General features: G+C 61.7%; 23 protein-coding genes and 2 tRNA genes. 9 read left to right on the forward strand and 16 right to left on the reverse strand.

Annotation, left to right across the window (positions count from 1 at the left end; genetic code table 11):
* Positions 1-13: 13 nt before the first annotated feature.
* The 3 genes from CTATCC11996_RS21695 (at position 14) to CTATCC11996_RS21705 (ending at position 1,275) form a co-directional block, all read left to right on the forward strand.
* Positions 14-934 (forward strand): SPFH domain-containing protein, encoded by a 921-nt coding sequence (locus CTATCC11996_RS21695; protein ID WP_003080523.1) that lies wholly within the window; start codon positions 14-16, stop codon positions 932-934.
* 92 nt (positions 935-1,026) lie between these two features.
* Positions 1,027-1,117: transfer RNA gene (locus CTATCC11996_RS21700), tRNA-Ser, on the forward strand.
* A 67-nt stretch (positions 1,118-1,184) separates the two neighbouring features.
* A tRNA-Ser gene (locus tag CTATCC11996_RS21705) sits at positions 1,185-1,275 on the forward strand.
* 301 nt (positions 1,276-1,576) lie between these two features.
* On the opposite strand, the gene CTATCC11996_RS21710 is transcribed toward CTATCC11996_RS21705, so the two are convergent.
* From CTATCC11996_RS21710 to CTATCC11996_RS21720, 3 genes are all read right to left on the reverse strand, one after another.
* Positions 1,577-2,983: an efflux transporter outer membrane subunit gene (locus tag CTATCC11996_RS21710; protein WP_003080525.1), complete on the reverse strand. Its 1,407-nt coding sequence runs from the start codon at positions 2,981-2,983 to the stop codon at positions 1,577-1,579.
* Entirely contained in the window at positions 2,980-6,126 is a 3,147-nt protein-coding gene (locus CTATCC11996_RS21715; protein ID WP_003080527.1) for an efflux RND transporter permease subunit, read from the reverse strand. Before CTATCC11996_RS21715 ends, CTATCC11996_RS21710 begins: the two co-directional genes overlap by 4 nt.
* 64 nt (positions 6,127-6,190) lie before the next feature.
* On the reverse strand, positions 6,191-7,369 hold the full coding sequence (locus tag CTATCC11996_RS21720; protein WP_003080529.1) for an efflux RND transporter periplasmic adaptor subunit: 1,179 nt from the start codon (positions 7,367-7,369) through the stop codon (positions 6,191-6,193).
* A gap of 193 nt (positions 7,370-7,562) precedes the next feature.
* On the opposite strand from CTATCC11996_RS21720, the gene CTATCC11996_RS21725 reads away from it, so the two are divergent.
* Both CTATCC11996_RS21725 and CTATCC11996_RS21730 read left to right on the forward strand, forming a co-directional pair.
* On the forward strand, positions 7,563-8,126 hold the full coding sequence (locus tag CTATCC11996_RS21725; protein WP_034349998.1) for a TetR/AcrR family transcriptional regulator: 564 nt from the start codon (positions 7,563-7,565) through the stop codon (positions 8,124-8,126).
* A 129-nt stretch (positions 8,127-8,255) separates the two neighbouring features.
* A complete protein-coding gene (locus tag CTATCC11996_RS21730; protein WP_003080533.1) occupies positions 8,256-8,648 on the forward strand; it encodes a VOC family protein in 393 nt (130 codons plus the stop codon).
* Between the two features lie 59 nt (positions 8,649-8,707).
* Here the strand turns inward: CTATCC11996_RS21730 and CTATCC11996_RS21735 are convergent, their stop codons facing one another.
* The 5 genes from CTATCC11996_RS21735 to phaR form a co-directional block, all read right to left on the reverse strand.
* The gene (locus CTATCC11996_RS21735; RefSeq protein WP_172590539.1) at positions 8,708-10,045 is read right to left on the reverse strand and encodes a tetratricopeptide repeat protein; all 1,338 of its coding nucleotides are present in this window, start codon (positions 10,043-10,045) and stop codon (positions 8,708-8,710) included.
* A gap of 338 nt (positions 10,046-10,383) precedes the next feature.
* A complete protein-coding gene (locus CTATCC11996_RS21740) occupies positions 10,384-10,776 on the reverse strand; it encodes a VOC family protein (protein WP_003080539.1) in 393 nt (130 codons plus the stop codon).
* Between the two features lie 146 nt (positions 10,777-10,922).
* Complete coding sequence (locus CTATCC11996_RS21745; RefSeq protein ID WP_003080542.1) at positions 10,923-11,687, reverse strand: SDR family oxidoreductase; 765 nt, start codon at positions 11,685-11,687, stop codon at positions 10,923-10,925.
* 147 nt (positions 11,688-11,834) lie between these two features.
* Positions 11,835-13,217: a DUF1329 domain-containing protein gene (locus CTATCC11996_RS21750; RefSeq protein WP_003080544.1), complete on the reverse strand. Its 1,383-nt coding sequence runs from the start codon at positions 13,215-13,217 to the stop codon at positions 11,835-11,837.
* Between the two features lie 216 nt (positions 13,218-13,433).
* Positions 13,434-13,979 (reverse strand): polyhydroxyalkanoate synthesis repressor PhaR, encoded by a 546-nt coding sequence (gene phaR, locus CTATCC11996_RS21755; protein ID WP_003080546.1) that lies wholly within the window; start codon positions 13,977-13,979, stop codon positions 13,434-13,436.
* A 262-nt stretch (positions 13,980-14,241) separates the two neighbouring features.
* Between phaR and CTATCC11996_RS21760 the strand changes: the two genes are divergently transcribed.
* Entirely contained in the window at positions 14,242-14,742 is a 501-nt protein-coding gene (locus tag CTATCC11996_RS21760) for a hypothetical protein (protein WP_003080548.1), read from the forward strand.
* A gap of 62 nt (positions 14,743-14,804) precedes the next feature.
* Here the strand turns inward: CTATCC11996_RS21760 and murB are convergent, their stop codons facing one another.
* Entirely contained in the window at positions 14,805-15,902 is a 1,098-nt protein-coding gene (gene murB, locus CTATCC11996_RS21765) for a UDP-N-acetylmuramate dehydrogenase (protein WP_003080551.1), read from the reverse strand.
* A 102-nt stretch (positions 15,903-16,004) separates the two neighbouring features.
* On the opposite strand from murB, the gene CTATCC11996_RS21770 reads away from it, so the two are divergent.
* The 3 genes from CTATCC11996_RS21770 (at position 16,005) to CTATCC11996_RS21780 (ending at position 18,263) form a co-directional block, all read left to right on the forward strand.
* Positions 16,005-16,490 (forward strand): YajQ family cyclic di-GMP-binding protein, encoded by a 486-nt coding sequence (locus CTATCC11996_RS21770; protein WP_003063225.1) that lies wholly within the window; start codon positions 16,005-16,007, stop codon positions 16,488-16,490.
* A 135-nt stretch (positions 16,491-16,625) separates the two neighbouring features.
* A complete protein-coding gene (locus CTATCC11996_RS21775) occupies positions 16,626-17,255 on the forward strand; it encodes a retropepsin-like aspartic protease family protein (protein ID WP_236597853.1) in 630 nt (209 codons plus the stop codon).
* 15 nt (positions 17,256-17,270) lie between these two features.
* Positions 17,271-18,263 (forward strand): HD-GYP domain-containing protein, encoded by a 993-nt coding sequence (locus tag CTATCC11996_RS21780; protein ID WP_003080556.1) that lies wholly within the window; start codon positions 17,271-17,273, stop codon positions 18,261-18,263.
* A gap of 6 nt (positions 18,264-18,269) precedes the next feature.
* Here the strand turns inward: CTATCC11996_RS21780 and CTATCC11996_RS21785 are convergent, their stop codons facing one another.
* From CTATCC11996_RS21785 to CTATCC11996_RS21815, 7 genes are all read right to left on the reverse strand, one after another.
* Positions 18,270-20,006, reverse strand: a complete 1,737-nt coding sequence (locus tag CTATCC11996_RS21785) for an FAD-dependent oxidoreductase (RefSeq protein WP_003080557.1) — start codon at positions 20,004-20,006, stop codon at positions 18,270-18,272.
* Positions 20,006-21,556: a polyamine aminopropyltransferase gene (locus CTATCC11996_RS21790; RefSeq protein ID WP_003080558.1), complete on the reverse strand. Its 1,551-nt coding sequence runs from the start codon at positions 21,554-21,556 to the stop codon at positions 20,006-20,008. Before CTATCC11996_RS21790 ends, CTATCC11996_RS21785 begins: the two co-directional genes overlap by 1 nt.
* A gap of 212 nt (positions 21,557-21,768) precedes the next feature.
* Positions 21,769-21,984: a DUF350 domain-containing protein gene (locus CTATCC11996_RS21795; RefSeq protein WP_003056416.1), complete on the reverse strand. Its 216-nt coding sequence runs from the start codon at positions 21,982-21,984 to the stop codon at positions 21,769-21,771.
* Between the two features lie 29 nt (positions 21,985-22,013).
* Positions 22,014-23,540: a DUF4178 domain-containing protein gene (locus tag CTATCC11996_RS21800; protein WP_003080561.1), complete on the reverse strand. Its 1,527-nt coding sequence runs from the start codon at positions 23,538-23,540 to the stop codon at positions 22,014-22,016.
* Positions 23,541-23,625: 85 nt separating this feature from the next.
* Complete coding sequence (gene plsY, locus CTATCC11996_RS21805) at positions 23,626-24,312, reverse strand: glycerol-3-phosphate 1-O-acyltransferase PlsY (protein ID WP_003080563.1); 687 nt, start codon at positions 24,310-24,312, stop codon at positions 23,626-23,628.
* Positions 24,313-24,508: 196 nt separating this feature from the next.
* Positions 24,509-25,009 carry a Cys-tRNA(Pro) deacylase gene (gene ybaK / locus CTATCC11996_RS21810; protein WP_003080565.1) on the reverse strand — a complete coding sequence of 167 codons (501 nt, stop codon included), beginning with the start codon at positions 25,007-25,009 and terminating at the stop codon, positions 24,509-24,511.
* Positions 25,010-25,078: 69 nt separating this feature from the next.
* The gene (locus CTATCC11996_RS21815; protein ID WP_003080567.1) at positions 25,079-26,140 is read right to left on the reverse strand and encodes an aldo/keto reductase; all 1,062 of its coding nucleotides are present in this window, start codon (positions 26,138-26,140) and stop codon (positions 25,079-25,081) included.
* Positions 26,141-26,222 lie beyond the last annotated feature (82 nt).

Here is a 26,222-nt window from a genome sequence, read left to right on the forward strand (position 1 = left end):
GGCTGGAGACAATATGGATTACGCAGTCCCTCTCGCCATCGCCATCATTGCCGTCATCTTCATCGTCCGCTCGATCAAGGTGGTTCCCCAGCAGCATGCATGGGTCAAGGAGCGTCTGGGCAAATACGCAGGCACGCTTACACCCGGCCTGAACTTTCTGATCCCGTTCGTGGATCGCATCGCCTACAAGCACAGCCTCAAGGAAATTCCCCTGGACGTGCCCAGCCAGGTCTGCATCACGCGCGACAACACGCAGCTGACCGTGGACGGCATTCTCTACTTCCAGGTCACCGACCCCATGCGCGCCAGCTATGGTTCGTCCAACTACATCATGGCCGTCACCCAGCTCGCCCAGACCTCGCTGCGCAGCGTGATCGGCAAGCTGGAGCTGGACAAGACCTTTGAAGAGCGCGACATGATCAATGCCCAGGTCGTCAATGCCATCGACGAGGCTGCGCTGAACTGGGGCGTGAAGGTGCTGCGCTACGAAATCAAGGATCTGACACCGCCCGCTGAAATTCTGCGCGCCATGCAGGCCCAGATCACGGCAGAACGCGAAAAGCGTGCCTTGATCGCCGCTTCCGAAGGTCGACGCCAGGAACAGATCAACATCGCCACTGGCGAGCGCGAAGCTTTCATCGCCCGCTCCGAGGGCGAGAAGCAAGCCGCCATCAACAAGGCGCAAGGTGAAGCTGCCGCCATCACCACCGTGGCCGAAGCCACCGGACAGGCGCTGGAGCGCGTGGCCACAGCCATTCGCCAGCCCGGCGGCGAGCAGGCCGTTCAGCTCAAGGTGGCTGAAAGTGCCGTGGAGGCCTACAGCAAGGTGGCTGCGGACTCCAACACCACTTTGGTCATTCCTGCAAACATGACCGAGGTCTCCGGCCTGATTGCTTCCGCCATGAAGATGGTTCAGGTGGGCAAGAACGCCTGAGCCTGATCGCTTCACGCTGCACGCAGAAAAGAACTTTCTGCACTTTCATTTTGAGGTCGAAATTTCTGGTTAGAATAGCGGCTTCATCACACGGAGCGGTGGATGAGTGGTTTAAGTCGCACGCCTGGAAAGCGTGTGTGGGTTAATAGCCCACCGCGGGTTCGAATCCCGCCTGCTCCGCCAGATTTTAAAATCAAGTCGACCACACTTGGTTTTTTACTTCAGAAATGAAGTATTTTGGGATCGCTGTGGAGCGGTGGATGAGTGGTTTAAGTCGCACGCCTGGAAAGCGTGTGTGGGTTAATAGCCCACCGCGGGTTCGAATCCCGCCTGCTCCGCCAAATGATAAAAGGCCTTGAAGAAATTCAAGGCCTTTTTTCTTTTTGGCGTATTCGACCGTGGATGCAATTTGAATTCACGGTGCAGCATTAGCACCAAGCACATCCAGCCTGGTACCGGCGAGTGCGAGGGACTGCATGGTCTTGCAAGTCAACAAGCGGTCCTGCTGCCGCCCACGCGCAAAAAAAAGAGCCAGGACTAGGTCCTGGCTCTTTCGCCTGCAGCGCCGGATTGCTCCCGGCGGCCTCTCTCGCTTGGCGAGCTCGCGTGAAGCGGGTTGACGGGCGGCAAGCCCTGCAACACTCAACCAGCCGCTGGGCCCCAGCCGCCGCCCAAGGCCTTGAACAGCGTGGCCAGGGCCATCTGCCGCTGCGCGCTGACCTCGATCAGTGCCATCTGCTGCGCATAGTCCGTGCGCTGGGCATCCAGATAGCGCAGATGACTGTCCACCCCGGCGCGATAGCGCAGCTCGGCCAGCTTGAGCGTATTCGCGCTGGTCTGCACCAGGCGCTGGCGGGCAAGCTCCTCGCGCCTCAGCGTCTCCACGGAGGCCAGTGCATCGCTGACCTCACGGAACGCCGTCTGGATGCTGCGCTCGTAGCTGGCAACCGCCATGTCCTTGCGCAGCTGCGCGATTTCCAGATTGGCGCGGTTGCGGCCGCCATCAAAAATCGGCAGGCTCAGCTGCGGCATGAAGGACCAGGAGCGCTGACCGCCGGCGAACAGATCGGAAAGCTCGGAGCTTGCCGAACCATAGGAGCCCGTGAGCGAGATGCGCGGAAAGAACGCGGCCCGCGCCGCGCCAATGCTTGCATTGCGCGCACGCAGCTGATATTCGGCGGCGCGGATATCGGGGCGCCGCTCCAGCAGCTCGGACGGCAGACCGGCTCCAATCTCCTGCACCATGGGTTTGACATTCAAATCCACGACAGCCTGCACCGCGCCATCGCCCACCAGCCAGTCCAGTGCGTTCGCAGTCTGGCGCAGCTCGCGCTCGAAGCGCTCGACTTCGGCGCGCGCCAGCTCAAGCTGTCCTTGCGCCTCCTGCTCATCCAGACGGCTTGCCGTGCCGGTCTTTCTGCGCTCGCTCATCAGCTGCCATTCCTTCTCGCGCGCCTGCAAGGTACGCTGCGCCAGGGTATGGCGCTGCCGTGCGCTGTCCTGCGCCAGCGAGGCCTGAATCACTTCTGCGATCAGACTGATCTGCACGCTGCGCGCAGCCTCTTCGGTGGCCAGATACTCCATGAGCGCGGCCTCGGACAGCGAGCTCACACGGCCGAATAGGTCGAGCTCGAAAGCCATCAGCCCGACACCTGCCTGATAGTTGCTCTGCACCCTGGCCGCTCCTGTGCCGCTCAGGTCGGCAGGCAGGCGCTGGCGGTTGCCGCCGGCCTGTGCCTCCAGACCGGGCAGTTGGTCCGCACGCTGCACGCGATAGGCCGCGCGTGCGGTCTGAACATTGAGCAGCGTCTGACGCAGATCGCGGTTGTTGGCCAGTGCCGTTTCGATACGCGAGCGCAGGCGCTCATCGATCACGAAATCCTTCCAGTGCAAGCTCTGCACCGATGCAGCCGAGGCCGATGATGCCGCGCTCCAGGTGCCGGGAATGGGCGCAGCAGGCCTGTCATAGGTCGGCGCAAAAGAGCAGCCGGAGAGCACTGCGGCAATCAGCGTCAGCGCCGCGGTACGCATGGGGTTTCGCCCGTTCATGCGGGTTCTCCTTCGGAGTCTGTGTTTTTTTCCTCCGGCACTACGCGGCGCTTGCGCCGCAGCGAGAGCACGAAGACAAAGAAGATGGGCACGAACAGCACGCCCAGCAAGGTGGCACTGAGCATGCCGCCGATCACGCCGACGCCGATGGCGGCCTGGCTGGAGGCCCCCGCCCCGGTGGCAAGTGCCAGCGGCACCACCCCGAGGATGAAGGCCAGCGACGTCATCACGATGGGGCGGAAGCGCAAACGGGCTGCCTGCAATGCGGCCTCCGTCAGCGAATGGCCGCGCTCGTGCAGATCCTTGGCGAACTCCACGATCAGGATGGCGTTCTTGGCCGCCAGGCCGATGATGGTGATCAGACCAACCTTGAAATACACGTCGTTCGAGAGTCCCAGCGACGAAGTGGCCAGCACCGATCCCAGCGCGCCTATGGGCACGATCAGCATCACGGCTGCTGGAATGCTCCAGCTTTCGTACAGGGCCACGAGCAGCAGGAACACCACCAAGATCGCCAGTGCGAACAGCTTGGGGGCCTGTGCGCCAGCGGCCTTTTCCTGATAGGACAGCGCCGTCCACTCGTAGCCTATGCCGCGCGGCATCTCGCCCAGAATGCGTTCGAGCTCGGCCATGGCCTCACCCGTGGTGTGGCCGGGCTTGGCGTCGCCCGCGATGCGGAAGGCCGGATAGCCGTTGTAGCGCGAGATCTGCACCGGCCCCTGCTCCCATTCCACACTGGCAAACGAGGCCAGCGGCACCTGCTCTCCCTGGGCATTGGGCACATACAGGCGCAGCAGGGCTTCGGGCGTCATGCGCGCGGCCGTGTCGGCCTGCACCACCACGCGCTGCAGGCGTCCGGCATTCGGAAACTCGTTGATCACGGCCGAGCCATAGGCCGTGGACAGCACGGCACTGATGCTGGCGAAGCTCACGCCCTGGGCCTGGGCCTTGCGCCGGTCTATGTCCAGACGCAGCTGCGGCGCATCTTCGAGGTTCTCCATCATTGCGTAGGCGATCACTGGCGAGGCATTGGCCTTCTTCAGCAACTCGTCGCGCGCGGCAACCAGAGCCTCGCGGCCCAGATTGGCGCGGTCCTGCAGACGCAGCGCAAAGCCGCCGGAATTGCCCAGGCCGTCAATGGGTGGCGGGTCCACCGCCATGGCAGCACCGTCGGACAGACTGCCGAAGCGCTGATTGAAGGCCTGGACCTCGTCCCACGACGCCTGACCCTTGCCGCGCAAGGACCAGTCCTTGAGCGTGACGAAGGCCATGGCCGCGTTCTGCCCCATGCCCGAGAAGCTGTAACCCATGAGGAACTCGGCCTGGGCCGTGGCAGGGCGGCTTTGCACATAGGCTTCCATGTCGCGCACCACGGCCTCGGTGCGTGCTTCGGTCGCACCAGGGGGCAGTTGCACGCTGACGATGTAGTAGCCCATGTCTTCATAAGGCACAAAGGACTCGGGCATGCGCGTGTAGGCAAAGCCCAGCCCGCCCACGATGGCTGCATAGATCAGCATATAGCGGCCTGTGCGCCTGACCAGACGCTGGTTGAGCAGCGAAAAGCGCTCGGTCAGCTTGGCAAAGTGGCGGTTGAACCAACCGAATAGGCCTTTCTTCTCCTCGTGGTGATCCTCGGCAACAGGCTTGAGCAGCGTGGCGCACAGCGCTGGCGTGAATGTCAGCGCCAGCAGGCCCGAGAACAGGATGGAGACCGCCAGCGACAGCGAGAACTGACGGTAGATCACGCCCACCGAGCCGCTCATGAAGGCCAAGGGCAGGAACACGGCCACCAGCACCAGCGTGATGCCGACGATGGCCCCCGAGACCTGCTGCATGGCCTTCACCGTGGCGGCCAGCGGCGAGAGGCCCTCCTCGGCCATGAGACGCTCGACGTTCTCCACCACCACGATGGCATCGTCGACCAGAATGCCGATGGCCAGCACCATGCCGAACATGGTCATCATATTGACCGAGAAGCCCAGCGCATACATCACGGCCAGGGTGCCGGCCAGACACACCGGGACCACGATGGTGGGAATCAGCGTATAGCGCAGGTTCTGCAGAAACAGCCACATCACCAGGAACACCAGCACCACGGCCTCGACCAGGGTCTGGATCACCTTGCCGATGGCGACTTCCACAAAGCGCGAGGTGTCATAGGGCACGGCGTACTGAATATCGTCCGGGAAGTTCTGCGACAGCTCGGCTAGCCTCGCCTTGACCGCCTTGGCGGTCTGCATAGCATTGGCACCAGGTGCCAGTTGCACGGCGGCCGCCACTCCTTTGTGGCCGTCCTCGCGCGAGGCGAAGCTGTAATCGAGCTGGCCGACCTCGAGACGCGCCACATCGGCCAGGTGCACGGCCGAGCCATCGGCCCTGGCCTGCAACACGATCTGACCGAACTCTTCGGGCGAACTCAGCGTTCCCTTGACGGCAATCGTGGCGCTGAGTTCCTGCTCGGACGATCCGGGCTGGCTGCCGAAGCTGCCCGCCGGCACCTGGGCATTCTGCGCGGCAATGGCAGCATTCACGTCCGCCACAGACAGGCCGTAGCCCAGCAGCTTCTGCGGATCGACCCAGACCCGCATGGCGACATCGGCGCCAAAGTACTGCACCTTGCCCACACCGGGCACGCGGCGGATCTCGTTATTGATGTTGCGCACCGCATAGTCGGAGAGGCGGACCTCGTTCTTGCCGCTATCGTCGCCCTTGTAGGTCAGCGAATAGATCAGCAGGAAGTTGGCGCTGGCCTGCTCGACCTGCAGACCCATCTGCATCACCGATGCGGGCAGTCTGGCTTCGGCCTTTTTGATGCGGTTCTGCACCTCGACCTGAGCCAGTGCGGGATCGGTACCAGGCGCGAAGGTGGCCGTGATTTCGGCCAGGCCCGTGGCACCGCTGGACGAGTCGAAGTACAGCAGACCCTTGGTGCCGTTGAGCTCCTCCTCGATGACGCTGGTCACCGACTCCATCACCGTGGTGGCCGATGCCCCCGGATAGGTTGCCGAGATGGAGATCTGCGGCGGAGCCACATTGGGAAACTGCGCCACGGGCAATGCCGGGATTGCCAGCAGGCCGGCAAGCAGGATGAAGATCGCGACCACCCAGGCCAGCTTGGGGCGATCAATAAAAAACCGGGACATTATCTATCCTTGAATAAGGCTTGTCTTTTTGGCATTCAGCGCTTGCAGGACCAGCGCATAGTGCTCATTTCTTTTCCGTAACTTCCGCGTCCTTGACGACGTCGGCGACATTTGCAGCGGCCGCTCTGATCTGCACCTTGGTGCCGGGCACGGCTGCCGCAAGGCCTCCGACCAACACCCTGGCGTTTTCCTTCAGGCCCTCGGTGATATGCCACTCGGATCCGTACATGGCGCCGGTGCCCACCTTCTGGGACTGCACAATGTTGTGCTCGTCGAGCACCAGCACATGGGCCAGCCCATCACTGCCGCGCTGCACCGCACGCTGAGGAACGAGAATGGCCGCGGGATCCTCACCCAGCCCCAAGTTCACACGCACATACATGCCGGGCAACAGCAAGCCATCCTTGTTGGGGAATTCACCACGCAGCGCAAGCTGGCCGGTGCCGCGATCCACCGTCACATCCGAAAACAGCATGCGTCCCTGGCGCTTCTCGTCCAGGCCATCCGCCACCAGCGTCACGGGAGCACTCCTGTGCGACTGCTCCGCCTTCTGCTGTGAACGCAAGCGCGTGGCCAGCGCTGCGGTCTGGCGGAAATCGGCATAAATGGGGTCGAGCTGCTGTATCACAGCCATCGGTGTGGCCTCCCCCTGGCCGACCAGTGCGCCCTCCGTCACCAGCGCACGGCCGATGCGGCCCGCAATCGGGGCCCTCACCGTCGCATAGTCCAGGTTCAGGCGTGCCGCCTCTACTTCGGCATGAGCAGATTGGCGCGTGGCCATGGCACTGTGCAGAGCGGCCTTGGCGCTGTCGAAATCCTGGCGGCTTACGGCTTCCTGCGCCACCAGCGGCTCGTAACGACGCACCACGGACTGAGCCTCGGAAAGCGCTGCCTCGGCTCGCGCCAATTCGCCCCGGGCCCGCGACAGCGCCGCGCGCAGCGGTGCTGGGTCGATGTTGAACAGCACCTCACCGGCCTTCACATCGGAGCCCTCTTTGAAGTTGCGGCTCAGCACGATGCCCGGCACACGCGCACGCACCTCCGCCACACGCACGGGCTCTATGCGCCCGGGCAGTTCAGCGCTGAGGCTCAGCGCCCTGGGCTTGACGGTCACCACATCCACCAGCGGCAATTCCTGAGGCGGGCCGCCCGCTTCCGACTTGATGCAGCCGCCCAACATCATTGCGGCCGCCAATGCGGCCAGGGCCGGCCAGGCACGCACATTCTGGCTTTTCTTCTTCATGGCTTTTGAGTCTTGTCAAATCTTGAAAGAAGCGCATGATGCATGAAAATATTTTTTGAATCAAATTTGATTCATTAAGACCTATATTGATTCATGGCATTTTGATACCAAGTAAAGTTCCTATCCCAAGCTTTTAGGCTCGCCGCTTGAATCAAAATAGGTTCATCCGTATCCGCCCCAACCGGAGCCAGGAATGACGACAGCCCCTCACGACAACACAGCAATCCTCCCCCCCTTGGCCCTGGCCCTGGTCAACCACCCGCGCGCCACGCTTCAGGAACTGGCCAAGGCCATAGGCATCAGCAAGGCCACCCTCTATCGCTTCTGCCCCACGCGCGATCTGCTGATCAAGCGCCTGCTGGAGCAAAGCCTGCGCACGCTGGACGAGGCTCTGGACGAAGCCCGTATCGAGGAAGGCCCGGTGCTCGAAGCACTCAAGCGCCTCAATGCCAAGCATCTTGAACATCGCGAATTCACGCTGTTCCTGACCTATTACTGGAACGAAGTCGAAAAACCCATGGAGGAAAATGCGATCTGGGAACCCAAGGTCGATGCCTTTTTCCTGCGCGGCCAACAGGAAGGCGTGTTCCGCATCGATTTCAGTGCCGCAACGCTGACCGAGTTATGGCTGGGAACCGTGATCGCGCTCATCGATGGAGAGCGCCGCGGTCGCATCCCTCGCGCCCCGCTGGCACAGCTTGCAGAACAGGCGTTTTTGCAGGGAATCATGCGCCAGGATGCAACGGCGACAGCCTGACAAAATCGACCCGGACTGCAGCCTTAACGGCAATGCCTGCCTCCAGCTGCACCATTGCCATGCCATCCCCCTGCAACGCGAGATCGCGTGCCCTCACACTCGCTTTCACAACCAGACAGTAGCCTAGTCATGATCAGTCACCTCGACCACCTGGTTCTCACCACGGCCAATGAAGCGCAATGCATACGCTTTTACACCGAAGTCCTCGGCATGCGGCTGGAATCCTTCATCGGCGGCACCCCGCCCGTGGAGCGCAAGGCCTTTGTGTTCGGCCAGCAGAAGATCAATCTGCATGTGAAAGGGCGCGAGTTCGAACCCAAGGCTCATACGCCGGTACCCGGAGCTCTGGATCTGTGCTTTCTGGCCTCGGTGCCGCTGGACGAAGTTATCGCGCGTCTGCAGCAGTTGTCGACTCCCATCGCCGAAGGCCCCGTGATGCGCACCGGAGCCACATCGAAGATCCGCTCCATCTATGTGCGTGACCCCGACCTGAACCTGATCGAGATCTCGGAGCCGGTCTAGCCGCCTTCACCCTCGCCCGGGTCAGCCGGGGACCGCGAAAACGGTCCCCGCTTGTCAGGTCAGAGCTGTGCCAAAGCCTTTTTTGCCGGTGCATAGCCTTGCTCTGCGGCGCGCTGCAACCACTCACGAGCCTGCTTGGCATTCTTCTTCACACCCAGACCGTCCCGGTACAAAGTTCCCAGCGCGTACTGGGCCGGGGCATCTTGCTGCTCGGCGGCCAGACGGTACCACTTCAGCGCCTGAACCAGGCTCTTGCCCACACCCTCACCGTTTTCATACAAGGTGCCCAGGTTGTACTGGGCCTTGGCATAGCCTTGATTGGCTGCCATGGTGAACCACTTGGCGGCCTCGGTGTAGTTGGGTTGCGCAAAGCCCTTGCCCAGATATTGAAAGACACCGACGTTGTACTGGGCCAGAACATTGCCCTTGAGAGCCGAGTTCAGGTTCTCCATGTATTCCATGGACTGCGCAAACTCCGCGGACTTGGGCGACGAAGCGGAGAGTTGCTCCAGCCGCTGCGCTGCCGCTGCATGCTGGTACTTCAGCGCCTGGGTGTAATAGGCAATCGCTTCCTTTTCATTGCGATACTCGCCCTCTCCCTGTTCGAACAGACGGCCCAATTCATAGTAAGCCTCGCCCGAGCCACGGATGGCAACAGCATGCAGCAGCAGCACGGCCCGCTTGTAGTCGGGGTCCACGCCCTGGCCTTCGAAGCAAATCTTTCCCAGCAGTAACTGGGCCTTCTGCACGCCCTTGTCTGCCAGCGGGGCCAGCCATTTCGCGGCTTCGGCATGGTTCTTCTCCACGCCTTCGCCAAGGTAATACATCTCGGCCACCGTGAACTGAGCAAGCACATCGGCTTGCTGGGCCGCCTTCAGATACCAGCGAAACGAGGCCTGCTGATCCTGGGCAACCAGCTCGCCTTTGCGGTAGACAAAGCCCAGGCCATTTTGTGCCGCTGCAGAGCCCCGCTGTGCAGCGCGCTCCAGCCATGCGACACCTCTTGCGGCGTCCTTTTCAACTGCTTCGCCTTTTAGATAAATAGTTCCAAGCAGGTTCTGCGCATCAAGATTTCCAGCGTTTGCAGCCTGATGAATGTATGCCAGGCCTGCCTCAGGATCCTTTTTCACACCCTCGGCACCCAGTACATAGACCAGACCCAGCAGATACTGAGACGGAGCATGATTGTGCTCGGCGGCCAGGCGCAGCCAGCGCATGGCATCGTCGGCATTCTTTTCCACGCCATTGCCGTAAAGATAGGCCTTTCCCAACTCGTACTGTGCCCCGACATCACCTGTCTTCGCGGCATTGACCGTTTCGCTGGGCTGAGCCTGCGCACAACCCCAAACTGACAGCCAAGCCGACAGAACCAAAGCACCAGACCATCGCGCAAGCATTGCTTCCCCTGTTCACAAAAAAAATGTGAGTATATAGAAGCAATACCTTGTCCATAAAGCGTTGACAGCTATCAAAACCATACTGAACCGCCTCAGCATGGAAATGACTGCCGATGGGCTCGTCCTGGACCATCGTCACAGAGCCGCCATGCGCCCGCGCAGTGTCTCTTGCTTCGGGACAGCATTGCTGCTCAAGGCTCGCTCAGACCGGGCAGCATAGAGATCTGCCTGCTCAAACTCTGCCAGCGTGCAACTTGTGCCGCATGTTCGCGATATTGCAAACAGTGCGTGAGACCCTGCCCCGACCTTGCGCCCTTGCGGGCAAGCATCTCTTTGGCTCAGGCAGCCATGGGCGTACAAAGCTCCACCACGGTGCCGTCGGGGCAACGCAGATAAGACACCATCTGCCCCCAGGGTTTGGCCGTCGGAGCGGCCATCTCGATGGCGCCTGCGCTCAGCGCGTTCCGATGGGCCTGCAAGACATCCTCCGTGACCAGCGCGATTTCAAATCCCAATGGCTTGGCAGAGCTGTGTGCTTCGACATGACCTCCAGGAAAATTCAACGCGCCCAGCTCATGGGCGGCAAATGCCAGCGTGGTCTGCCCTGTCTCGAGCTCGCCATAGGTTCCGGATTCATGCAGAAAACGCTGTTGTATGCCGAATGCCCGGCCAAAGAATTCCAGCGATGCCGAGACATCCGGGACGTAGATGATTGTGTAACCCAATTTCATGAAGGCATCCTCTCAAAACCCAACCGAACTTGAACGACCGCATCGTTACCGCTTAAGTCCATTGCCTGCATCATCCTACTCAGAAAACGGCAAAGGCCTTGAAACGCTTCAAGGCCTTTCGGGGGCGGTCGGATTCAAGCTTTCATCTATAGCCCCATGCCCAGAATCGAGTTATCTGCATGCAGCTCGCTACCGCTCATGACACTGGACTCGTCGCTGGCCAGGAACAACACCAGCTGCGCGATACGCTCGGGCATATAGGCGCGGCCGGCACGGTTGAGCTTGGGGTCATGCAAGACCATTTCCTTGCTCACGCCCTTTGGCAGCGAAGCCTGCATCATGGGCGTATAGATGCCATCGGGATGAATGGAATTGACGCGAATCGCATAGCCTTGCTTTCGACAGCTCAGTGCAGCGGCGCGGGTCAGTGCCGACACGGCGGCCTTGCTGGCGCTATAGCCGGCGTATTGCTCTATGGGCAGCCAGCTCGATACCGAGGCCATATTGATGATGGAGCCTCCTGTCTCCTTCATCGCCGCAATGCCCTGCTGGCAACCAATGAAGACTGACTCGGTGTTGATCTTGAGCAGGCGGCTGAAATCCTCCAGACGCCCTGTTTCCATGTCACCAGGCAGCAGGATGCCGGCATTGTTGACCAGCACATTGAGCGTGCCCAGACGCCGCTGCACCGCCGCCATCACAAGCGTCCAGTCCGCCTCGCTGCTCACGTCATGGCGGACAAACATGGAGCGTTCGCCCAGTTCAGCCGCCAGTTGCTGCCCCGCCGCTTCATTGATATCGCTGAATGCGACCTTGGCGCCTTCGCCAAGAAGCAGCTTCACCACCTCAAGACCCACACCGCTGGCACCACCAGTGACCAGCGCCACCTTACCCTGCAAACGATTTGTCATCCTCTGTCTCCTCTTGATTTTGTACAAGCCCTGAACAGGGCATTGCTACGGCCACATAAAAAAGGAGGCGCAAGCGCCTCCTTGCTTGAATGGCAAAAGCCCACAGCCACACAAAGTACGCCACAGGCTGTTTGCCGCATTCATTTTTTAGTTGCCTGCGTTACGCGCCGCTTCGGGCGTAAACATGGCCGCAGTCATATTGCCCTTGTTCAAGACGGGCCCCTGGGGGCGTTCCTGGAACAGGTTGTAGGCCACATAGCCGCCGGAGTTCAGGTCGTGATAGAAGCTGGTGCCCGCATGCCAGATCCGGGCGTCGAAGGCGTAGTAATGATTGACCACCGCCTGCAGCCACAACTGGCCACGGGCATCGTAGTAATCGCTCATCAGCGCCTGACCGGTATCTTCATCGAGGAACAGCACGCGCTTGCCGAACATGTGGCGATAGCCATCCTTGAGCGAAGCCTCCAGCACCCAGACACGGCGCAGCTCGTAGCGCATGTAGTCGGGGTTTTCATGACCGGGTTTGAGCAGATCGGCATACTTCACGTTGCTGCCGTGAATCTTGTAGGCATTGGCCGGCACATAGACTTCCCTCTTGCCCAGCGACTTCCAGTTGTAGCGCTCGGGCGAGCCGTTGAACAGGCGATCGGAGTCAATCGTCAGCTTGCCGCTGGTGCCCGATAGAGGCTGATCGAAACCGTATTCGGGAATCTGGCGCACACGACGTGTGCCGGGGTCATAGCTCCAGCCCAGGCGCTTTTCCTTGCCAAATTCAACCGGCTCGGACACCACGCTGACGCCGCCCTTCTCACGCTCGGGCAGCTTGACTGCATTCATGCCCTGGGACATGGGACTGCTCAGGGGTTGACCTGCGTTGGCCGGGTCGTTGACCTGACTGAAGGCGCGATTGTCGGCACGACCCCAGACGATGCTGCCATCGGCCAGCACATTGGCGTTGTCACGCAGCGTGTGTTCGGTGAAAGCACGCGAAGGCAAGAGATTGTTGAAGGCCAGCTCAAGTCCGTTTCTGGGGAACGGGAAGGGCAGCGCTCCTTTGACCGCACCCGTTGTGCCCTGACCGTCTGCGTTCATCACCGCATCCTGGGCGTTCTTTCGGGCCGCCGCGCAGACGGCATCCGAAAAGCGGAAGTCGCGATGCCCCTGATAGACCGGAATGCGATAGGTCCTGGGGTATTTGGCAAACATGGCCTTCTGGCCCTCGCTCAGGCGCTCGGCATACTGCGCCATATTCTCAGCCGTGATGGTGAGCAACGGCTTTTCACCGGCATAGGGGTCTACCGGGTGCTGGCCAGCATGCGGGTTGTATTGAATGCCGGGTGGTGTACCCAGCCATTTCCCTGTGAACTCGGGCACACCACTGGTTGAGCCCGCTTTTTCTCCCCCCGTGCAGGTTAGCGACTTGCCCAGCCTGGCCAGTTCATCGGGCGTCGCCTTGGCCCAACCTGCCCCCGCAAACAATACACCTGCAGCCAAGACCACCAGCGAACGGGGGCCCACTCCTAACTTCATGCCTAGTCTCCTTGGATGCATCTGCCATGCATCTACCTGTCATTGAACTTCTCTTATCGTTCTTCTTCCTTGCCGACTCGCAATTGCGAAGCAACGAAATCATTGTTCGACCGTTGGCAAGCGCAAGCATCGTCAATTAGGACTAGCGCAGGCAAACGCCAGCAACAGACACAAAAAAAGCGGGCCATTGGCCCGCTCGGGAAAAGCAGATTTCGTTCAGCGCTTGATGCCAAACACACCCAGCATCTGCTCTGTCTGCTTTTGCATCTGCTCCTGCATCTGGGTGAACATGTTCTGGGACTGCTCCATATAGCTGCCCATCAAGCCCTGCATGGCTTGAGGCTGCATGCTCATGAACTGCTTCCAGGCCTCGGGGTTCATCCCCTGGGGCTGGCCCGCCAGCTTGCTCTGGAAGTCTGTGAACATCTGCACATTCTTTTCGATGTAGCTCCCCATGAAGCCCTGCATGGCATGACCATAGAAGCGGATGATGTTGGCCAGCATGGCCTCGGAGAACATGGGGGCCCCGCCCGCTTCTTCCTCCAGAATGATCTGCAGCAGGATGGAACGCGTCAGGTCTTCATTGGTCTTGGCATCCCTGATGAGCACCGGCTCGCTATCCATGACCAGTTGCTTGACCTCGGCCAGCGTGATGTATGAAGAGGTATTGGTGTCGTAGAGGCGACGATTGGGGTACTTCTTGATGATTCGCTGATTCCCCACCTGGACATCACCCTCTTTGCCCTCTTTGTTTTCTTGCATCGCAAGTCCTTTATGTTCTGGGGATCGGCCCCGTCGTCAATTGAGCTATTGCAGTGCAACAGATTTTAGGCAGTGCACAAGCCTCATCGGCAAGCAGTAACCCTGACAAACAAGCTTGTCTGCGCTGCAACAAAGTCGCACCACCGTCACAGCCAGCATCAGGTCTTTGCCATTTATTCACAAAAAACAGTTTGCCGTCTATCGAAATCAAGCTTGCAGAAGGTTTACAGTGCCTGTCGTTGTTTGACGAAAGGCTCAACGGATGATTACCACCAAAACACGCAATGCTGTTTGTCTGACCGCCCTGCTGGCTGCTGCCGGCTTCATGACTGCAGCACAGGCCCAGCCCGATGCTGCTGCGACCGATGCCACCAAGGCTGCTGCTCCGCAGGCAGCTCAGGCAGCACCTGCAGCTCAGGCAGTCCCTGCCAACGTGGACGCCGCTGCCGCAGACGCCGCATTGCGCAAGCGCCTGCAGGCAGTTGTCGCTGCCATGGACGGCAAGTCCAAGCTGGCCGCCAGCAATTTCAACGAAGAGTTCCTCAAGAACTCTCCCATCGACACCGTGCAGAAAGCCCTGGACTCCGTGCGCACCGGCGTCGGCAGCTGCCAGACGGTCGGCCGCATGGAAAGCTCCACACCTCTGGCCACCAGCGTGCTGCTGAGTTGCACCAAGGGCTTTGTGCCCATGGAACTGGCGGTCGAGCCCAAGGCTCCTTACCGTATTTCAGGCATTTTGCTGCGCCCGGCATTCTGGAAATAAGCGCTTTTGCCAACAAAAGATGGAGCCGGGAGGCTCCATTTTTCGTTGAGACCGCCACAAACTCAGATCACCACAGGCTCGGGTTCCAGGCGAATGCCAAAGCGTTCGTAGACACTGGTCTGGATTGCCCCGGCCAGTGTCATCACCTCGCCGCCGGTCACACTGGCGTCGGTGCTGTGGCGATCTCCTCGATTGACCAGTACCAGCGCCTGCTTGTCGTAGACACCCGCCCGGCCCATGGTCTTGCCTTTCCAGCCGCAGGCATCGATCAGCCAGCCGGCCGCCAGCTTGATGGAGCCGTCATCCATGGGATAGTGAACGATCTTGGGCTCGCGCGCGATGATGTCCGCGCATTGCTCGGTCGTCACCGTGGGGTTCTTGAAAAAGCTGCCCGCATTGCCGATGACTTCGGGGTCCGGCAGCTTGGCACGGCGGATCTCGCAGACCCATTCAAAGATCTGCTGCGCGCTCGGCTGCTCTATGCCTTTTTCCGCCTGCTTGCGCTGCAGATCGAGATAGCCCAGATCCGGTTGCCAGCTCTTGGGCAGCGCCAGACGCACCCGGGTGATCACCGCCCGCCCCTTGAGGCCCAGGCCGCGAGGGACAGCCGTCGAGCCCGTCACGGGCCAGTACTTGGGCTGAGCGGGTGCATGCTTGAACACCGAGTCACGGTAACCGAAGGCACATTGCGCAGCATTGAGGCTGAACTGTTCGCCGGTGACCAGATCGATCGCGTCCAGGGAGTCGAAACGATCCTGCAGCTCCAGCCCGTACGCGCCGATGTTCTGCACCGGGGCCGCGCCTACCGTGCCTGGAATCAGGGCCATGTTCTCAAGGCCTGTATAGCCCTGGGCCAGCGTCCATGCCACCATATCGTGCCAACGCTCACCGGCGCCGATCTCGACAATCCAGTGCTTGTCGGTTTCGCGCAGCAGCCTCATGCCCATAATTTCCATCTTGAGCACCACGGGGGCCACGTCGCCCGTGAGCACCACATTGCTGCCACCGCCAAGGACGAACACAGGCTGCCTTCCCCATAGCGGGTCGGCGAGGAACTGGCGGATATCGTCCTGGCTACGAATGCGCACCAGTGTTTCGGCGCGCGCGGCAATGCCAAAGGTGTTGCAATGCTGCAGGGGAACATTTTTCTCGACTAACATCCATCCAATTGTCGCACTGCGCCTGCTCTGCTGCTGGCAAGCAGCACATCACGGCCGGCGCACTGTGGCTGTTTACCGCTCTGATACTGATAGGAATTACACATGCCTTCTTTTGACACTGTTTGCGAAGCCGATTTCGTCGAAGTGAAGAACGCCGTTGACAACGCCACCAAGGAAATTGGCACCCGTTTCGACTTCAAGGGCACATCGGCCGCCGTCGAACTCAAGGACAAGGAAATCACCATTTACGGCGATGCCGAGTTCCAGCTGCAGCAAGTCGAAGACCTGCTGCGCAACAAGCTGACCAAGCGCAATGTGGACGTGCGCTTCCTGGACATCCAGAAGGCACAGAAGATTGGCGGCGACAAGGTCAAGCAGCTCATCAAGGTCAAGAACGGCATCGAGTCCGAGCTGGCCAAGAAGATCCAGAAGCTGATGAAGGAAAGCAAACTCAAGGTGCAGGCTGCCATTCAGGAAGAGAAGGTCCGCATCACCGGAGCCAAGCGTGACGATCTGCAGGCGGCCATGGCATTGATCCGCAAGGATCTGGCCGACCACCCTCTGTCGTTCAATAACTTCCGCGATTGAATGAAGCCCCCCCTGCGCAGCTCCGCTGCTTCCCCTTGTCTCGCCTTGCGGGATGGAGACGAGGCCGTTGCCGCAGGGCGACGCGGCCAGTGCAGGCTCTTGCCTGGCGCTTCTCACCTGCGTCGCATGGGGCTCATGCTTTCAGTCGCTTTGGCCTCCAGCGGCGCCTTTGGACAGTCCGTGGCCCTGACCGGCGTGCTGGGCAGCAAGGCCTTGCTGGTCATTGATGGCAGCGCCCCCAAGGCGCTGGCCGTCAACGAAAGCCACAAGGACGTGCGCCTGCTGCAGATCAGCGGCGACTCCGCTGTGGTGGATATCAAGGGCCAGCGCCAGACTGTGCACCTGGGAGCAGCTCCGGTCAGCGTAGGCAGCCGGGGCGGCATCGGTGGTGCCGCGCGCTCGGGCCGGCTGGTCCTGATCGCCGACTCGCGCGGCCATTTCGTCGATCGTGGCTATATCAATGGCAAAACCATGCAGTACATGGTGGACACCGGCGCCAGCACCATTGCCATAGGCCGAGCCGATGCCGATCGCATGGGCCTGCCCTACGAGCAGGGTGTCCCGGTCCTGATGCGCACGGCCAACGGCACTGCCCAGGGCTGGCGCATCAAGCTCGAGAGCGTCAAACTGGGCGACATGGAGGTCTACGGCATAGAGGCCGTCGTTGCCCCCCAGTCCATGCCCTATGTGCTGCTGGGCAACAGTCTGCTGACCCGGTTTCAGATGACCCGCAAGGGCAATGAGATGGTTCTCGAAAAGAACTGAACCCGCCTCACGCCCATGCAAGCACGCTACGACGACCCCTATGAAGACCTGCTGGGCCTATGGTCGGATCTGGAGGCCGCACTCGCGGTTTTGCTGACCGAGCCGCTGCGCATTCCCGGCTTTGCCATCAAGCTGCACCAGCTCGATCTATGGTTGCAGGACCTCATCACGCAGGACAGCGATGCCGCGCTGTATCTCATGTTTCAGCGTGCCAGCTCGACAACAGTGGGCTACAGCCCGTCTCACGCCGTGGTCTGCGCGGGCCTGTGCCATATCCTTGCCAAGGAGCTTGAGCTGCCTCAACCGGAGCGCGACACGCTGATCCGGGCCGCTCTGACCATGAACATCGGCATGACCGCGCTGCAAAACCAGCTGGCCGAGCAACGCACGCCGCTGAGCGGCCAGCAGGCCGAAGCCGTCAAGCAGCACCCCGCAGAGGGCCGCCTGATGCTGGAGAGGCTGATGGTGCGTGACCCGCTCTGGCTGGACACCGTGCAATACCACCATGTGGTGCTGCAGCCCGCGCCGCTGGCACAGTTGCAGCCGCTGGAGCGTCTGGTGCGCATTCTGGGCACGGTAGACCGTTATGCGGCCCTGATCAGCCCGCGCAAGACCCGTAGCGGCCGTTCGGCCACCGAGTCTTTGCAAGTGCTGCAGCAGGGTGGCCAATACGCCGATGAGGTCATGCAGGCCTTGATCGATGTCGTGGGCCTGTACCCGCCCGGCACCTATGTACAGCTGGGCAACGGCGAGGTGGCCGTGGTGCTGCGCTGCGGAAAGAGTCTGGAAGAACCCGAGATTGCCAGCGTGATCGACCGTGACGGCCACAGCATGTACCCACCCATCTTGCATCTGGACGGGCGCAGGCCGGCCATCACCTCCGCGCTGGCACGTTCGTCGCTGACGCTGGACCTGGACCTGCGCTCCATGGCACAGCTGGGCATTCACAGTGCACGCGGCAATGCCAAGCTGTACCGCATGGTGAAGCTGCCAGGCAGCAGACGCTGACCCTTTCTAAACGCCTTGTGCAGTGATCAGGCCTGCATGGTGGCCACGCGTGAACGCCTCTTCCAGCACCGAATAGCCGGCCCAGTCCGAATGCGCAAAGCTCAGCCGCGCCGTCGCAGGCGTGGGCAGGCTCTGCACTCGCTCCCCATTCAATAGCAGATTACGCTTGCTGGAACTGAACTTGACGGCTATTTCGCTCAATACCTGCTGATCACCAGGGCGCGGAATCGCCATCGCATGGCCATAGCGAGTGATTTCCATGCGTGTGGCATGCTGCAGCAAGTCTGGGTGCGGCTCGCTCAGCGTGTTCACGATGCGCTCGCGCCAGAAGGCAAACGGCTGCTGCATCAATTGCCTGCGCCCATCGGCCCAGTCACCCAGCGCCTGGTAGTAACTCAGCACCGTTGGCTGGCGGCGTATGCGGTCCAGCCGCTGATTGCCCGCATCCACATAGCCCAGGCCTCCTGCATTGCCGTCGCGGTAGAGCACATTGTCCCAGGCGGGCTCGGCGCCAGGGTAGTCGGCCAGCGGCCGGTCGATATGGATATTCGCCACCAGCCAGGGCGCCCAGTCCAGGCGGGCCGTCACGGCACGCAGAAAATCGGGCGCATTGCGCAGCACTCTTGCGGCCACAAAGCTGGGCAGCGCCACCACGCAATGGCGCGCCAGCCAGCGTTCATGCTGCTGGCGACCGTGGTGATAGACATCGACCTGCACGCCACCCGCGTCCTCGGTGACGGCGAGCACGCTGCAATCGGTCTGCAGCTGCGTGGCTTTCAGCCCCGCCACCAGTTGCTGCGCCAGCCAGCCATTGCCCTGCGGCCAGGTCAGCACCTGCTCGCCGTCCGCTTCGCTCTCATGCTCGGACTGCGGACGCGGCGCGTGGAAACCATGGCGGCTGGCGAAATAGTGAATCCCCGCCCAGGCCGAGACGCGGCTCAGACCGGCACCGAAATCATCCCGGCAGCTGTAGTCCAGATACCAGAGCAGACGCTCGTCATCAAGGCCCTGCGTCGCCAGCCATTGGTCGAAACGCTGTGCATCGAGCACCGCATGAGAGGCAGGTAGACCCGCTTCGCGCTGCCAGACACGGATCGATGGCATGGCAAAGGCCGCCGCCCGAGCCGCTGCCTCGACCTGCTTTTCAAACAGTGCATATTGCTCCAGCGTGCGCTGGCTCACGCCCTGCACGGGCAGCAGTCCCTCATGCCAGCCGCCCTGCCAGTACAGGCGCTCCTGCGGGCTGTGGCAAAGATAGCGCTCGTCGTAGCGCCAGCGGCCCGCCAAGCGCTGGCGCACGCCCAGCTCCTCCAGCCAGTCCTGCACCTCATGGGCATCGTCGCCGGGCACGGGCAGATAGTGTGCGCCCAGCGGGCAGGCAATGCCCTTGACTTGCCCAGCCTGGCTGTTGCCTCCCATGGCAGCCTGGGTATCGAGCAAGGCTGCGCCCTGAACACCAGCCAGTTCCAGCGCGCGCGCCGCTGCCAGCCCGGCCATGCCCCCGCCCGCAATCACGACCGGCGCCCGGTGCACCACGGCAGGTGCGGGCAGCTCCAGCCCCTGCTCCAGGCGCTGCCAGAAAGGGCGCAGGCCATGACCGCGCTCCAGCGCCACGCCACTGAAGCCGCCCGGCAGATCCTCCAGCCTGGGCGCTGGCTGCTTGCAGCCGGTCAGGCCCGCAGCACCCAAAGCGCCGGCGGCCGCCAGCGCGAGCCAGTCGCGCCGCTTCAGATCGGCCCGCATCAATGCTCCACCTTGCCCCACTCGCGCTCATAGGTGTTGACCAGCACCTGATTGGACAGGCGATTCACCTCCGTCGGCACACGCGCCATATCGAGAGGGAAGTCAAACATCAGGCGCAGCGTGGGCAGGGTCAGAAAACGCATGCCAGCGGGCAAGGCCCCGGGTTCGCGCCAGGGACGGTGGCTGGCCAGCACAAAGCCCCATTCGCCAAAACTGGGCACATGCACGTGATAGGGCTTGGCCGTCAGGCCCACGGACTCCACGGTCTGCACCACGGTCCAGAAGCTCTGGCGCGCGATCAGCGGCGAGGTGGTCTGAATCACGGCGTAGCCGCTGGCCGCCAGACGCTTGTCCAGCAGCGAATAAAAACTGTTGGTGAACAGCTTGCCGATGGCGAAGTTGGTGGGATCGGGAAAATCCACCACGATCACATCGAAAGTCTCCGTGCTTTGCTGCAGCCAGTGAAACGCATCGGTATTGACGATGCTCACACGGGCGTCGTTGAGCGCATTGCCATTGAGCGCCGTCATCATGGCATTGCTCTTGAACAGATCGGTCATGGCCGGGTCCAGCTCCACCAGCACCACGGACTCCACGCCGGGGTACTTGAGCACCTCGCGCACGGCCATGCCGTCGCCGCCACCCAGCACCGCCACCTTCTTCGGTGCGCCATGTGCGGCCATGGCGGGGTGGACCAGCGCTTCGTGATAGCGGTACTCGTCGCTCTGGGCAAACTGCAGATTGCCGTTCAGGTACAGGCGCGCGCCCTGACGTCCCTGTGTCACCACAATGCGTTGGTAGGGCGAGCTGCTGCTCAGCACGATGCGATCCTGGTAGAAATGGTCGTCGGCCAGCCGGGTCAGCTGATCCGCGCCCGCGATGCCGCCGCCCAGCGCAAGCAGCACCAGCGCGCAGGCCCAGGCATGGGCACGCAGATTGCGCAGTTCATGCTTGAACAGCACCAGGGCCCAGACCGCGATGGCCGCATTCATGAAACCGAACAGCAGACCGGTGCGCACCAGCCCCAGCTTGGGCACCAGCACGATGGGAAACGCCAGCGAAACGGCCAGAGCCCCCAGATAGTCGAAGGTCAGCACCTTGGAGACCAGATCCTTGAGCGAAGCATTGCGCTTCAAGATGCGCATCACCAGCGGGATCTCCAGCCCCACCAGCGTGCCCACCACCATCACCATGCCATAGAGCAGAAAGCGGAACGCGCCCGGCGCATAGGCATTGGCCAGAAACAGTACGGCCGGCAAGGCTCCGCCGACCAGCGCCACCATCAGCTCCACACGCAGAAAATGCGCAGGCAGCTGATCTTCGAAATAGCGTGACAGCCACGAGCCTATGCCCATGGCAAACAGATAGGTGCCGATGATGGTGGAGAACTGCAGCACCGAATCGCCAAGCAGATAGGACGCCAGCGCGCCTGCTGCCAGCTCATAGAGCAGACCGCAGGCCGCAATCACGAACACGCTGGCCAGCAGCGCCACATCAATGGGCCGAGGCCCCTGGCCAGCGCTGTCCTGCTCGGCCACCATCGAAGTCATCAAAGGTACTTTCTATCTAGTTCAGCAAACCATCGGCCTGCACTCCTCAGGAATCAGCACTTCCCATTGGGCTCTGAAGCTCAGACCCGGGGCGCGCGGCAAACGAGGGACAGCCAGCAAGCGCCGCCGCGCAGCGATGCGGTCGTCCCCCTCCCGCGTAGCGAGAGAGGGGGAAGGCGCGGGGCCGCCCAGGCAAAGCGCCTCAGGGGGTGTTAGTGAATCGCCGCAGCGACAATGATGCTGATGCCCAGGCACATGGCCGCCACCACCATGGCCAGCGCCTTGTTGTGCTTCTCCACGATCTCGGCCCACATGTCCACGGGCGTGATCTTGTCGATGATGATGAAGCACAGCCAGAACACCACCACGCCCACCAGGGCGTAGATGATGGAGCCGAAGAAGTTCTGGGGGTTGAACCAGTCAAACATGATCTCTCTCCTCGAATGAGATAGGGGCGTTATTTGTGGCTTCCGCCGGAGGTATAGCCGCCATAGGAGCCGCTGCTGGAGCGGCTGTAGCTGCAGTTGGGGTCGGTGCGCGGATCGCAGTTGGGGCTGGACATGCAGGCACGCAGAAACGGCAGGATGAACAGCAGCAGGAACAGCCAGAACAGAATCGTGCCCCAGCTGAAGCCGCTGCCCGACAGCGGGCTGACCTGGGAGCGGTCCTTGAGCTTGGCCGTACCGAAGGCCTTGGCAATGGTCTCTGCCGACGCACGCTGCCCGTGGGTCCAGGTGGTTTCCTGATTGGCGGTCTCCAGCGCCAGCGTGGACTGCTTGCCGCCATTGGCAAAGTCCACATTGCTGGACTTGGCTCCCTTGAAGACGGGCCAGTAGAACTCGCCCTCGGCATATTCCGTCTCGGCCAGATAGGCATAGTCGCGCTGGTATTTGCGCTGCAGATAGGTCGCCGTGGCGCCGTTCTTGCTGAGCTTGGGGGCGCCCGTGATGACGCGCGCCGTGCTCCAGCCGTCCTCCGAATCGACGATGAACGAAAAGCCCGCCTTCTTGTTGTAGAGCAGGTACTCGTCCCAGGTGAAGGTGTCGTCCTCATCCTCGCCCAGGCCACGCCCGCTGCGTCTTTGAAAACCCACGACCTGCCATTTCAGGCCGTCGAGCGTGCCTTCGCTGCCCAGCGGGATCAGCGGCTTGACCTTTCTGCGCTGCTCGGCATAGCTCAGCTCCGCCCCCATGCCCTTGGACATGTCGATCAGGCTGCCGCAGCTGGGGCAGCTCAGGGCCTTGGTGGTGTCAAAGCGCACGGGCACCACGGCACCGCACTTGGGACAGTTGAAGTGGCGCCCCTGGGTTTTTTGCTGGGCGCTGCTGCGCAGGCCCTGCATCTGCAAGGCATCCAGCGCCACGGCCGCCCCCAGGCTGAAGGCCGGCGTCTTGTCGCTGAAGTCGATGGAGAGAATCTGGTTCTTGTCGCTGCGCAGCTCCACCAGCTTGAAGCTCTTGCCCAGCTGGGGCAACTGGGGCAGCTCGCCCTGGGCCGCCATTAGCTGCGCATCCTGAATGCTGGTGACGGTGAAGGATTCCGTGCCGGCCTTGAGCTCGCGGCCCATGCGCCATTCGCGCTGCTGGAACTCGGTCACGTTCCAGCCCGGCGGCTGCCAGTTCACGGCAAAGACAAAGCTGCCGTTGTCCTCGCTCAGCCAGGCCAGCTCGCCGTTGCTGAGCGCAGCCACCCATTCCGACCAGCTGCCGGCCGCGCTTTTGTACTGCGCGCGGCCCACGAGGGTGAAGGGCTCGGGTTTGCCGTTGCGCTTGACCATGCCCGAGGCGCCCAGTTGCAGCGGGCTGTAGTCCTCGAACACCTCGGCCATGGAGCCAATGCGCTTGAGCGTCTCGCCATCACGCAGCACCGTGCTGCGACAGAACTCGCAGACGGCAAAACTCGATTGCGCACTGGCGAAGTGGACCGGCGCGCCACAACCAGGACAGGGAGCGCTGTAGTCGCGCTGCGATGGGCTGGAAGCCATATCTTTTTGCTATTTAATCAGGAGCTTCTTGCGCTTGAATGATAAAGGCCTGAAGGCGGCCTCGGCGAAATGTAGCAGCCGCGTCCTAGCGATGCTTGCTCTTGCTGCTCTTGCGGGCCGCGCCCTCTGCAGGCTTGGAGCTCTCGGTCTTTTTCTGTCCCAGCCTGGACTCCTTGCCCGCGATCAGGCGCTGGATGTTTTCGCGATGACGCCAGACCAGCAGGATCGCCATCACGACAATCGCGGCGGTGATGGGCGTTTCCGCATCCCAGACAATGCCGCTGCACAGCACGTAGTACACGGGCGCAAACACCGATGCCACCAGCGCGGCCAGGGAGGAATAGCGGAAGAACACGGCCACTATGACCCAGGTCAGCGCCGTTGCCAGACCCAGCCAGCCGCTGATGCCCAGCAGCACGCCCAATGCTGTGGCCACACCCTTGCCACCCTTGAAGCCGAAGAACACCGGGTACAGATGGCCCAGGAAGGCCGCCAGGCCGGCCAGTGCCACCGTGCTGTCACCCAGACCGAACGGCTCTCCGAAGGCCTTGACCAGAACCACAGGCACCAGACCCTTGAGCGCATCCAGCAGCAGCGTGACGGCCGCAGCCGCCTTGCTGCCCGAGCGCAGCACATTGGTGGCACCGGGGTTGCCGCTGCCATAGGTGCGCGGATCGTTCAGGCCCATGACGCGGCTGACGATGACGGCGAAAGACAGCGAACCAATCAGATAGGCCGCGATGACGGCAATAACGGGATAGAGGGCGTTCAAAGGAATTCCTCGGCCAGAGACTGGCCCTTAGGCTCGCCAACCAAGGTCGACGGCACCGATTGTTGTCACGACTTGCGCAATCCGGATCAGGCATGGCGGTTTGTCGACCGTCATGTCCCTTGTGCATCCTGGTTTGCGTAAGTCCTTGTTGTTTGCGTTTTTGCCGGTCGGCGTCTGCCCCCGGCTGGCTAGCCCCCTATTCTGCCAGCGCGCAGTGCACCGGCCGGGCATCGAGCAGACGGGTGCAGACCTCAGGGGCCAGTTGCACCAGATAGCCGCGCCGCCCGCCGTTGATGGCGATGCGTGGCAGCGCGAGTATGGTTTCCTCGATATAGACCGGCATTTTCCGCTTGGTGCCAAACGGCGAGGTGCCGCCCACCAGATAGCCGCTGTGGCGGTTGGCCACTTCGGGCTTGCAAGGCTCCACGCTCTTGGCCCCGATCTGGCGCGCCAGGTTCTTCGTCGATACCTTGCAATCGCCATGCATGAGCACGATCAGCGGCTTGGCATCCTGATCCTGCATCACCAGGGTCTTGACCACCGCATGCTCGTCCAGCCCCAGCTGACGCGCTGATTCTTCGGTGCCGCCATGCTCCACGTAGTCATATGGGTGCTCGGTGAACTCCACCTTGTGGGCCCTGAGCATCTGCGTGGCCGGAGTCTCGCTCACATGGGCGTTTTTGTCTTTTTTTGCCATGATTCAATTTTGATAGCTAGTAGCGCATGCCCCATATGGGTCATCAGCCATTTTCCCTCAATAAAGCGCTCAGACAGCGGGATCGCGCATCTCCCAGCGGATGCGGTCGATTTCGGCCAGCAGCTCGGCAGACAGCTCAACTCCCCAGGCATCGAGATCCTCGTCGAGCTGGGCCACCGAAGTCACACCGATGATGGTGCTGGCCACCTGCCACTTGGTGTAGCAAAAGGCCAATGCCAGCTGCGTGGGAGTGAGGCCATGCTCGCGCGCCAGCGTGTTGTAGCGGCGCGCGGCGGCCAGCGCATCGGGGCGACCCCAGCGCTGCTTCTGCACAGATTCATACCTGGCGATACGTGCCTGCTTGGGCGCGCCCTCCTCGGTCGGCGCAAACTGGTCGAACTTGCCCGTCAGCAGGCCGAAAGCCAGCGGCGAATAGGCCAGCAGCGATACATCGAGGCGGTGACAGGTTTCGTCCAGCCCGTTCTCATAGCTGCGGTTGATCAGGCAGTAAGGGTTCTGGATTGCGGCCACACGTGGCAGTCCGTGCTGCTCGGCCAGGCGCACGAACTCGTGCACGCCATAAGGCGTCTCGTTGGACAGGCCGATGTGGCGGATCTTGCCTTGCCTGACCAGACCGGCCAGCGCCTGCAACTGTTCGTGGATGGGCGTGAGCGAGCTTTCCTTCTGCGGGTCGTAATACATGGTGCCGAAGGCCGGCACATGACGCTCGGGCCAGTGAATCTGGTAGAGGTCGATCACCTCGGTCTGCAGGCGCTCAAGGCTTGCGTCGCAGGAGCGAACAATGTCATCCGCCGACAGGCCCGAGCCTTCGCGGATCCAGGGCATGCCGCGCGAGGGGCCGGCCACCTTGCTGGCCAGCGTGATCTGCTCGCGCATGCCGGGGCGGGCCTTGAGCCAGCGGCCGATGATGGATTCCGTCGCGCCACAGGTGGCCTCACGAGCGGGCACGGCATACATCTCGGCCGTGTCGAAGAAATCCACGCCGCGCTCCACGCCGCGGTCCATGATGCGCCAGGCTTCAGCCTCGTCGACTTGCTCGCCGAATGTCATGGTGCCCAGACAGATGGGGCTGACGCGCAGATCGCTCTGCCCCAGAGCAACGGGATTCATGGAAAGACGGGAAGTGGATGCAGCAGAAGTCATGCTTCCAAGTTTAGGGCCTGAGAGTACAAGGTCAGGGCAAGATCAGAGC

Source organism: Comamonas testosteroni ATCC 11996, assembly GCF_000241525.1.
Taxonomy (GTDB): Bacteria; Pseudomonadota; Gammaproteobacteria; order Burkholderiales; family Burkholderiaceae_C; genus Comamonas; species Comamonas testosteroni.

Coding starts and splice junctions, on each gene's coding strand:
- CTATCC11996_RS21695 (WP_003080523.1), top strand. CDS start 14: ATGGATTACGCAGTCCCTCTCGCCATCGCCATCATTGCCGTCATCTTC.
- CTATCC11996_RS21710 (WP_003080525.1), bottom strand. CDS start 2,983: ATGAACGGGCGAAACCCCATGCGTACCGCGGCGCTGACGCTGATTGCC.
- CTATCC11996_RS21715 (WP_003080527.1), bottom strand. CDS start 6,126: ATGTCCCGGTTTTTTATTGATCGCCCCAAGCTGGCCTGGGTGGTCGCG.
- CTATCC11996_RS21720 (WP_003080529.1), bottom strand. CDS start 7,369: ATGAAGAAGAAAAGCCAGAATGTGCGTGCCTGGCCGGCCCTGGCCGCA.
- CTATCC11996_RS21725 (WP_034349998.1), top strand. CDS start 7,563: ATGACGACAGCCCCTCACGACAACACAGCAATCCTCCCCCCCTTGGCC.
- CTATCC11996_RS21730 (WP_003080533.1), top strand. CDS start 8,256: ATGATCAGTCACCTCGACCACCTGGTTCTCACCACGGCCAATGAAGCG.
- CTATCC11996_RS21735 (WP_172590539.1), bottom strand. CDS start 10,045: ATGCTTGCGCGATGGTCTGGTGCTTTGGTTCTGTCGGCTTGGCTGTCA.
- CTATCC11996_RS21740 (WP_003080539.1), bottom strand. CDS start 10,776: ATGAAATTGGGTTACACAATCATCTACGTCCCGGATGTCTCGGCATCG.
- CTATCC11996_RS21745 (WP_003080542.1), bottom strand. CDS start 11,687: ATGACAAATCGTTTGCAGGGTAAGGTGGCGCTGGTCACTGGTGGTGCC.
- CTATCC11996_RS21750 (WP_003080544.1), bottom strand. CDS start 13,217: ATGAAGTTAGGAGTGGGCCCCCGTTCGCTGGTGGTCTTGGCTGCAGGT.
- phaR (WP_003080546.1), bottom strand. CDS start 13,979: ATGCAAGAAAACAAAGAGGGCAAAGAGGGTGATGTCCAGGTGGGGAAT.
- CTATCC11996_RS21760 (WP_003080548.1), top strand. CDS start 14,242: ATGATTACCACCAAAACACGCAATGCTGTTTGTCTGACCGCCCTGCTG.
- murB (WP_003080551.1), bottom strand. CDS start 15,902: ATGTTAGTCGAGAAAAATGTTCCCCTGCAGCATTGCAACACCTTTGGC.
- CTATCC11996_RS21770 (WP_003063225.1), top strand. CDS start 16,005: ATGCCTTCTTTTGACACTGTTTGCGAAGCCGATTTCGTCGAAGTGAAG.
- CTATCC11996_RS21775 (WP_236597853.1), top strand. CDS start 16,626: ATGCTTTCAGTCGCTTTGGCCTCCAGCGGCGCCTTTGGACAGTCCGTG.
- CTATCC11996_RS21780 (WP_003080556.1), top strand. CDS start 17,271: ATGCAAGCACGCTACGACGACCCCTATGAAGACCTGCTGGGCCTATGG.
- CTATCC11996_RS21785 (WP_003080557.1), bottom strand. CDS start 20,006: ATGCGGGCCGATCTGAAGCGGCGCGACTGGCTCGCGCTGGCGGCCGCC.
- CTATCC11996_RS21790 (WP_003080558.1), bottom strand. CDS start 21,556: ATGACTTCGATGGTGGCCGAGCAGGACAGCGCTGGCCAGGGGCCTCGG.
- CTATCC11996_RS21795 (WP_003056416.1), bottom strand. CDS start 21,984: ATGTTTGACTGGTTCAACCCCCAGAACTTCTTCGGCTCCATCATCTAC.
- CTATCC11996_RS21800 (WP_003080561.1), bottom strand. CDS start 23,540: ATGGCTTCCAGCCCATCGCAGCGCGACTACAGCGCTCCCTGTCCTGGT.
- ybaK (WP_003080565.1), bottom strand. CDS start 25,009: ATGGCAAAAAAAGACAAAAACGCCCATGTGAGCGAGACTCCGGCCACG.
- CTATCC11996_RS21815 (WP_003080567.1), bottom strand. CDS start 26,140: ATGAATCCCGTTGCTCTGGGGCAGAGCGATCTGCGCGTCAGCCCCATC.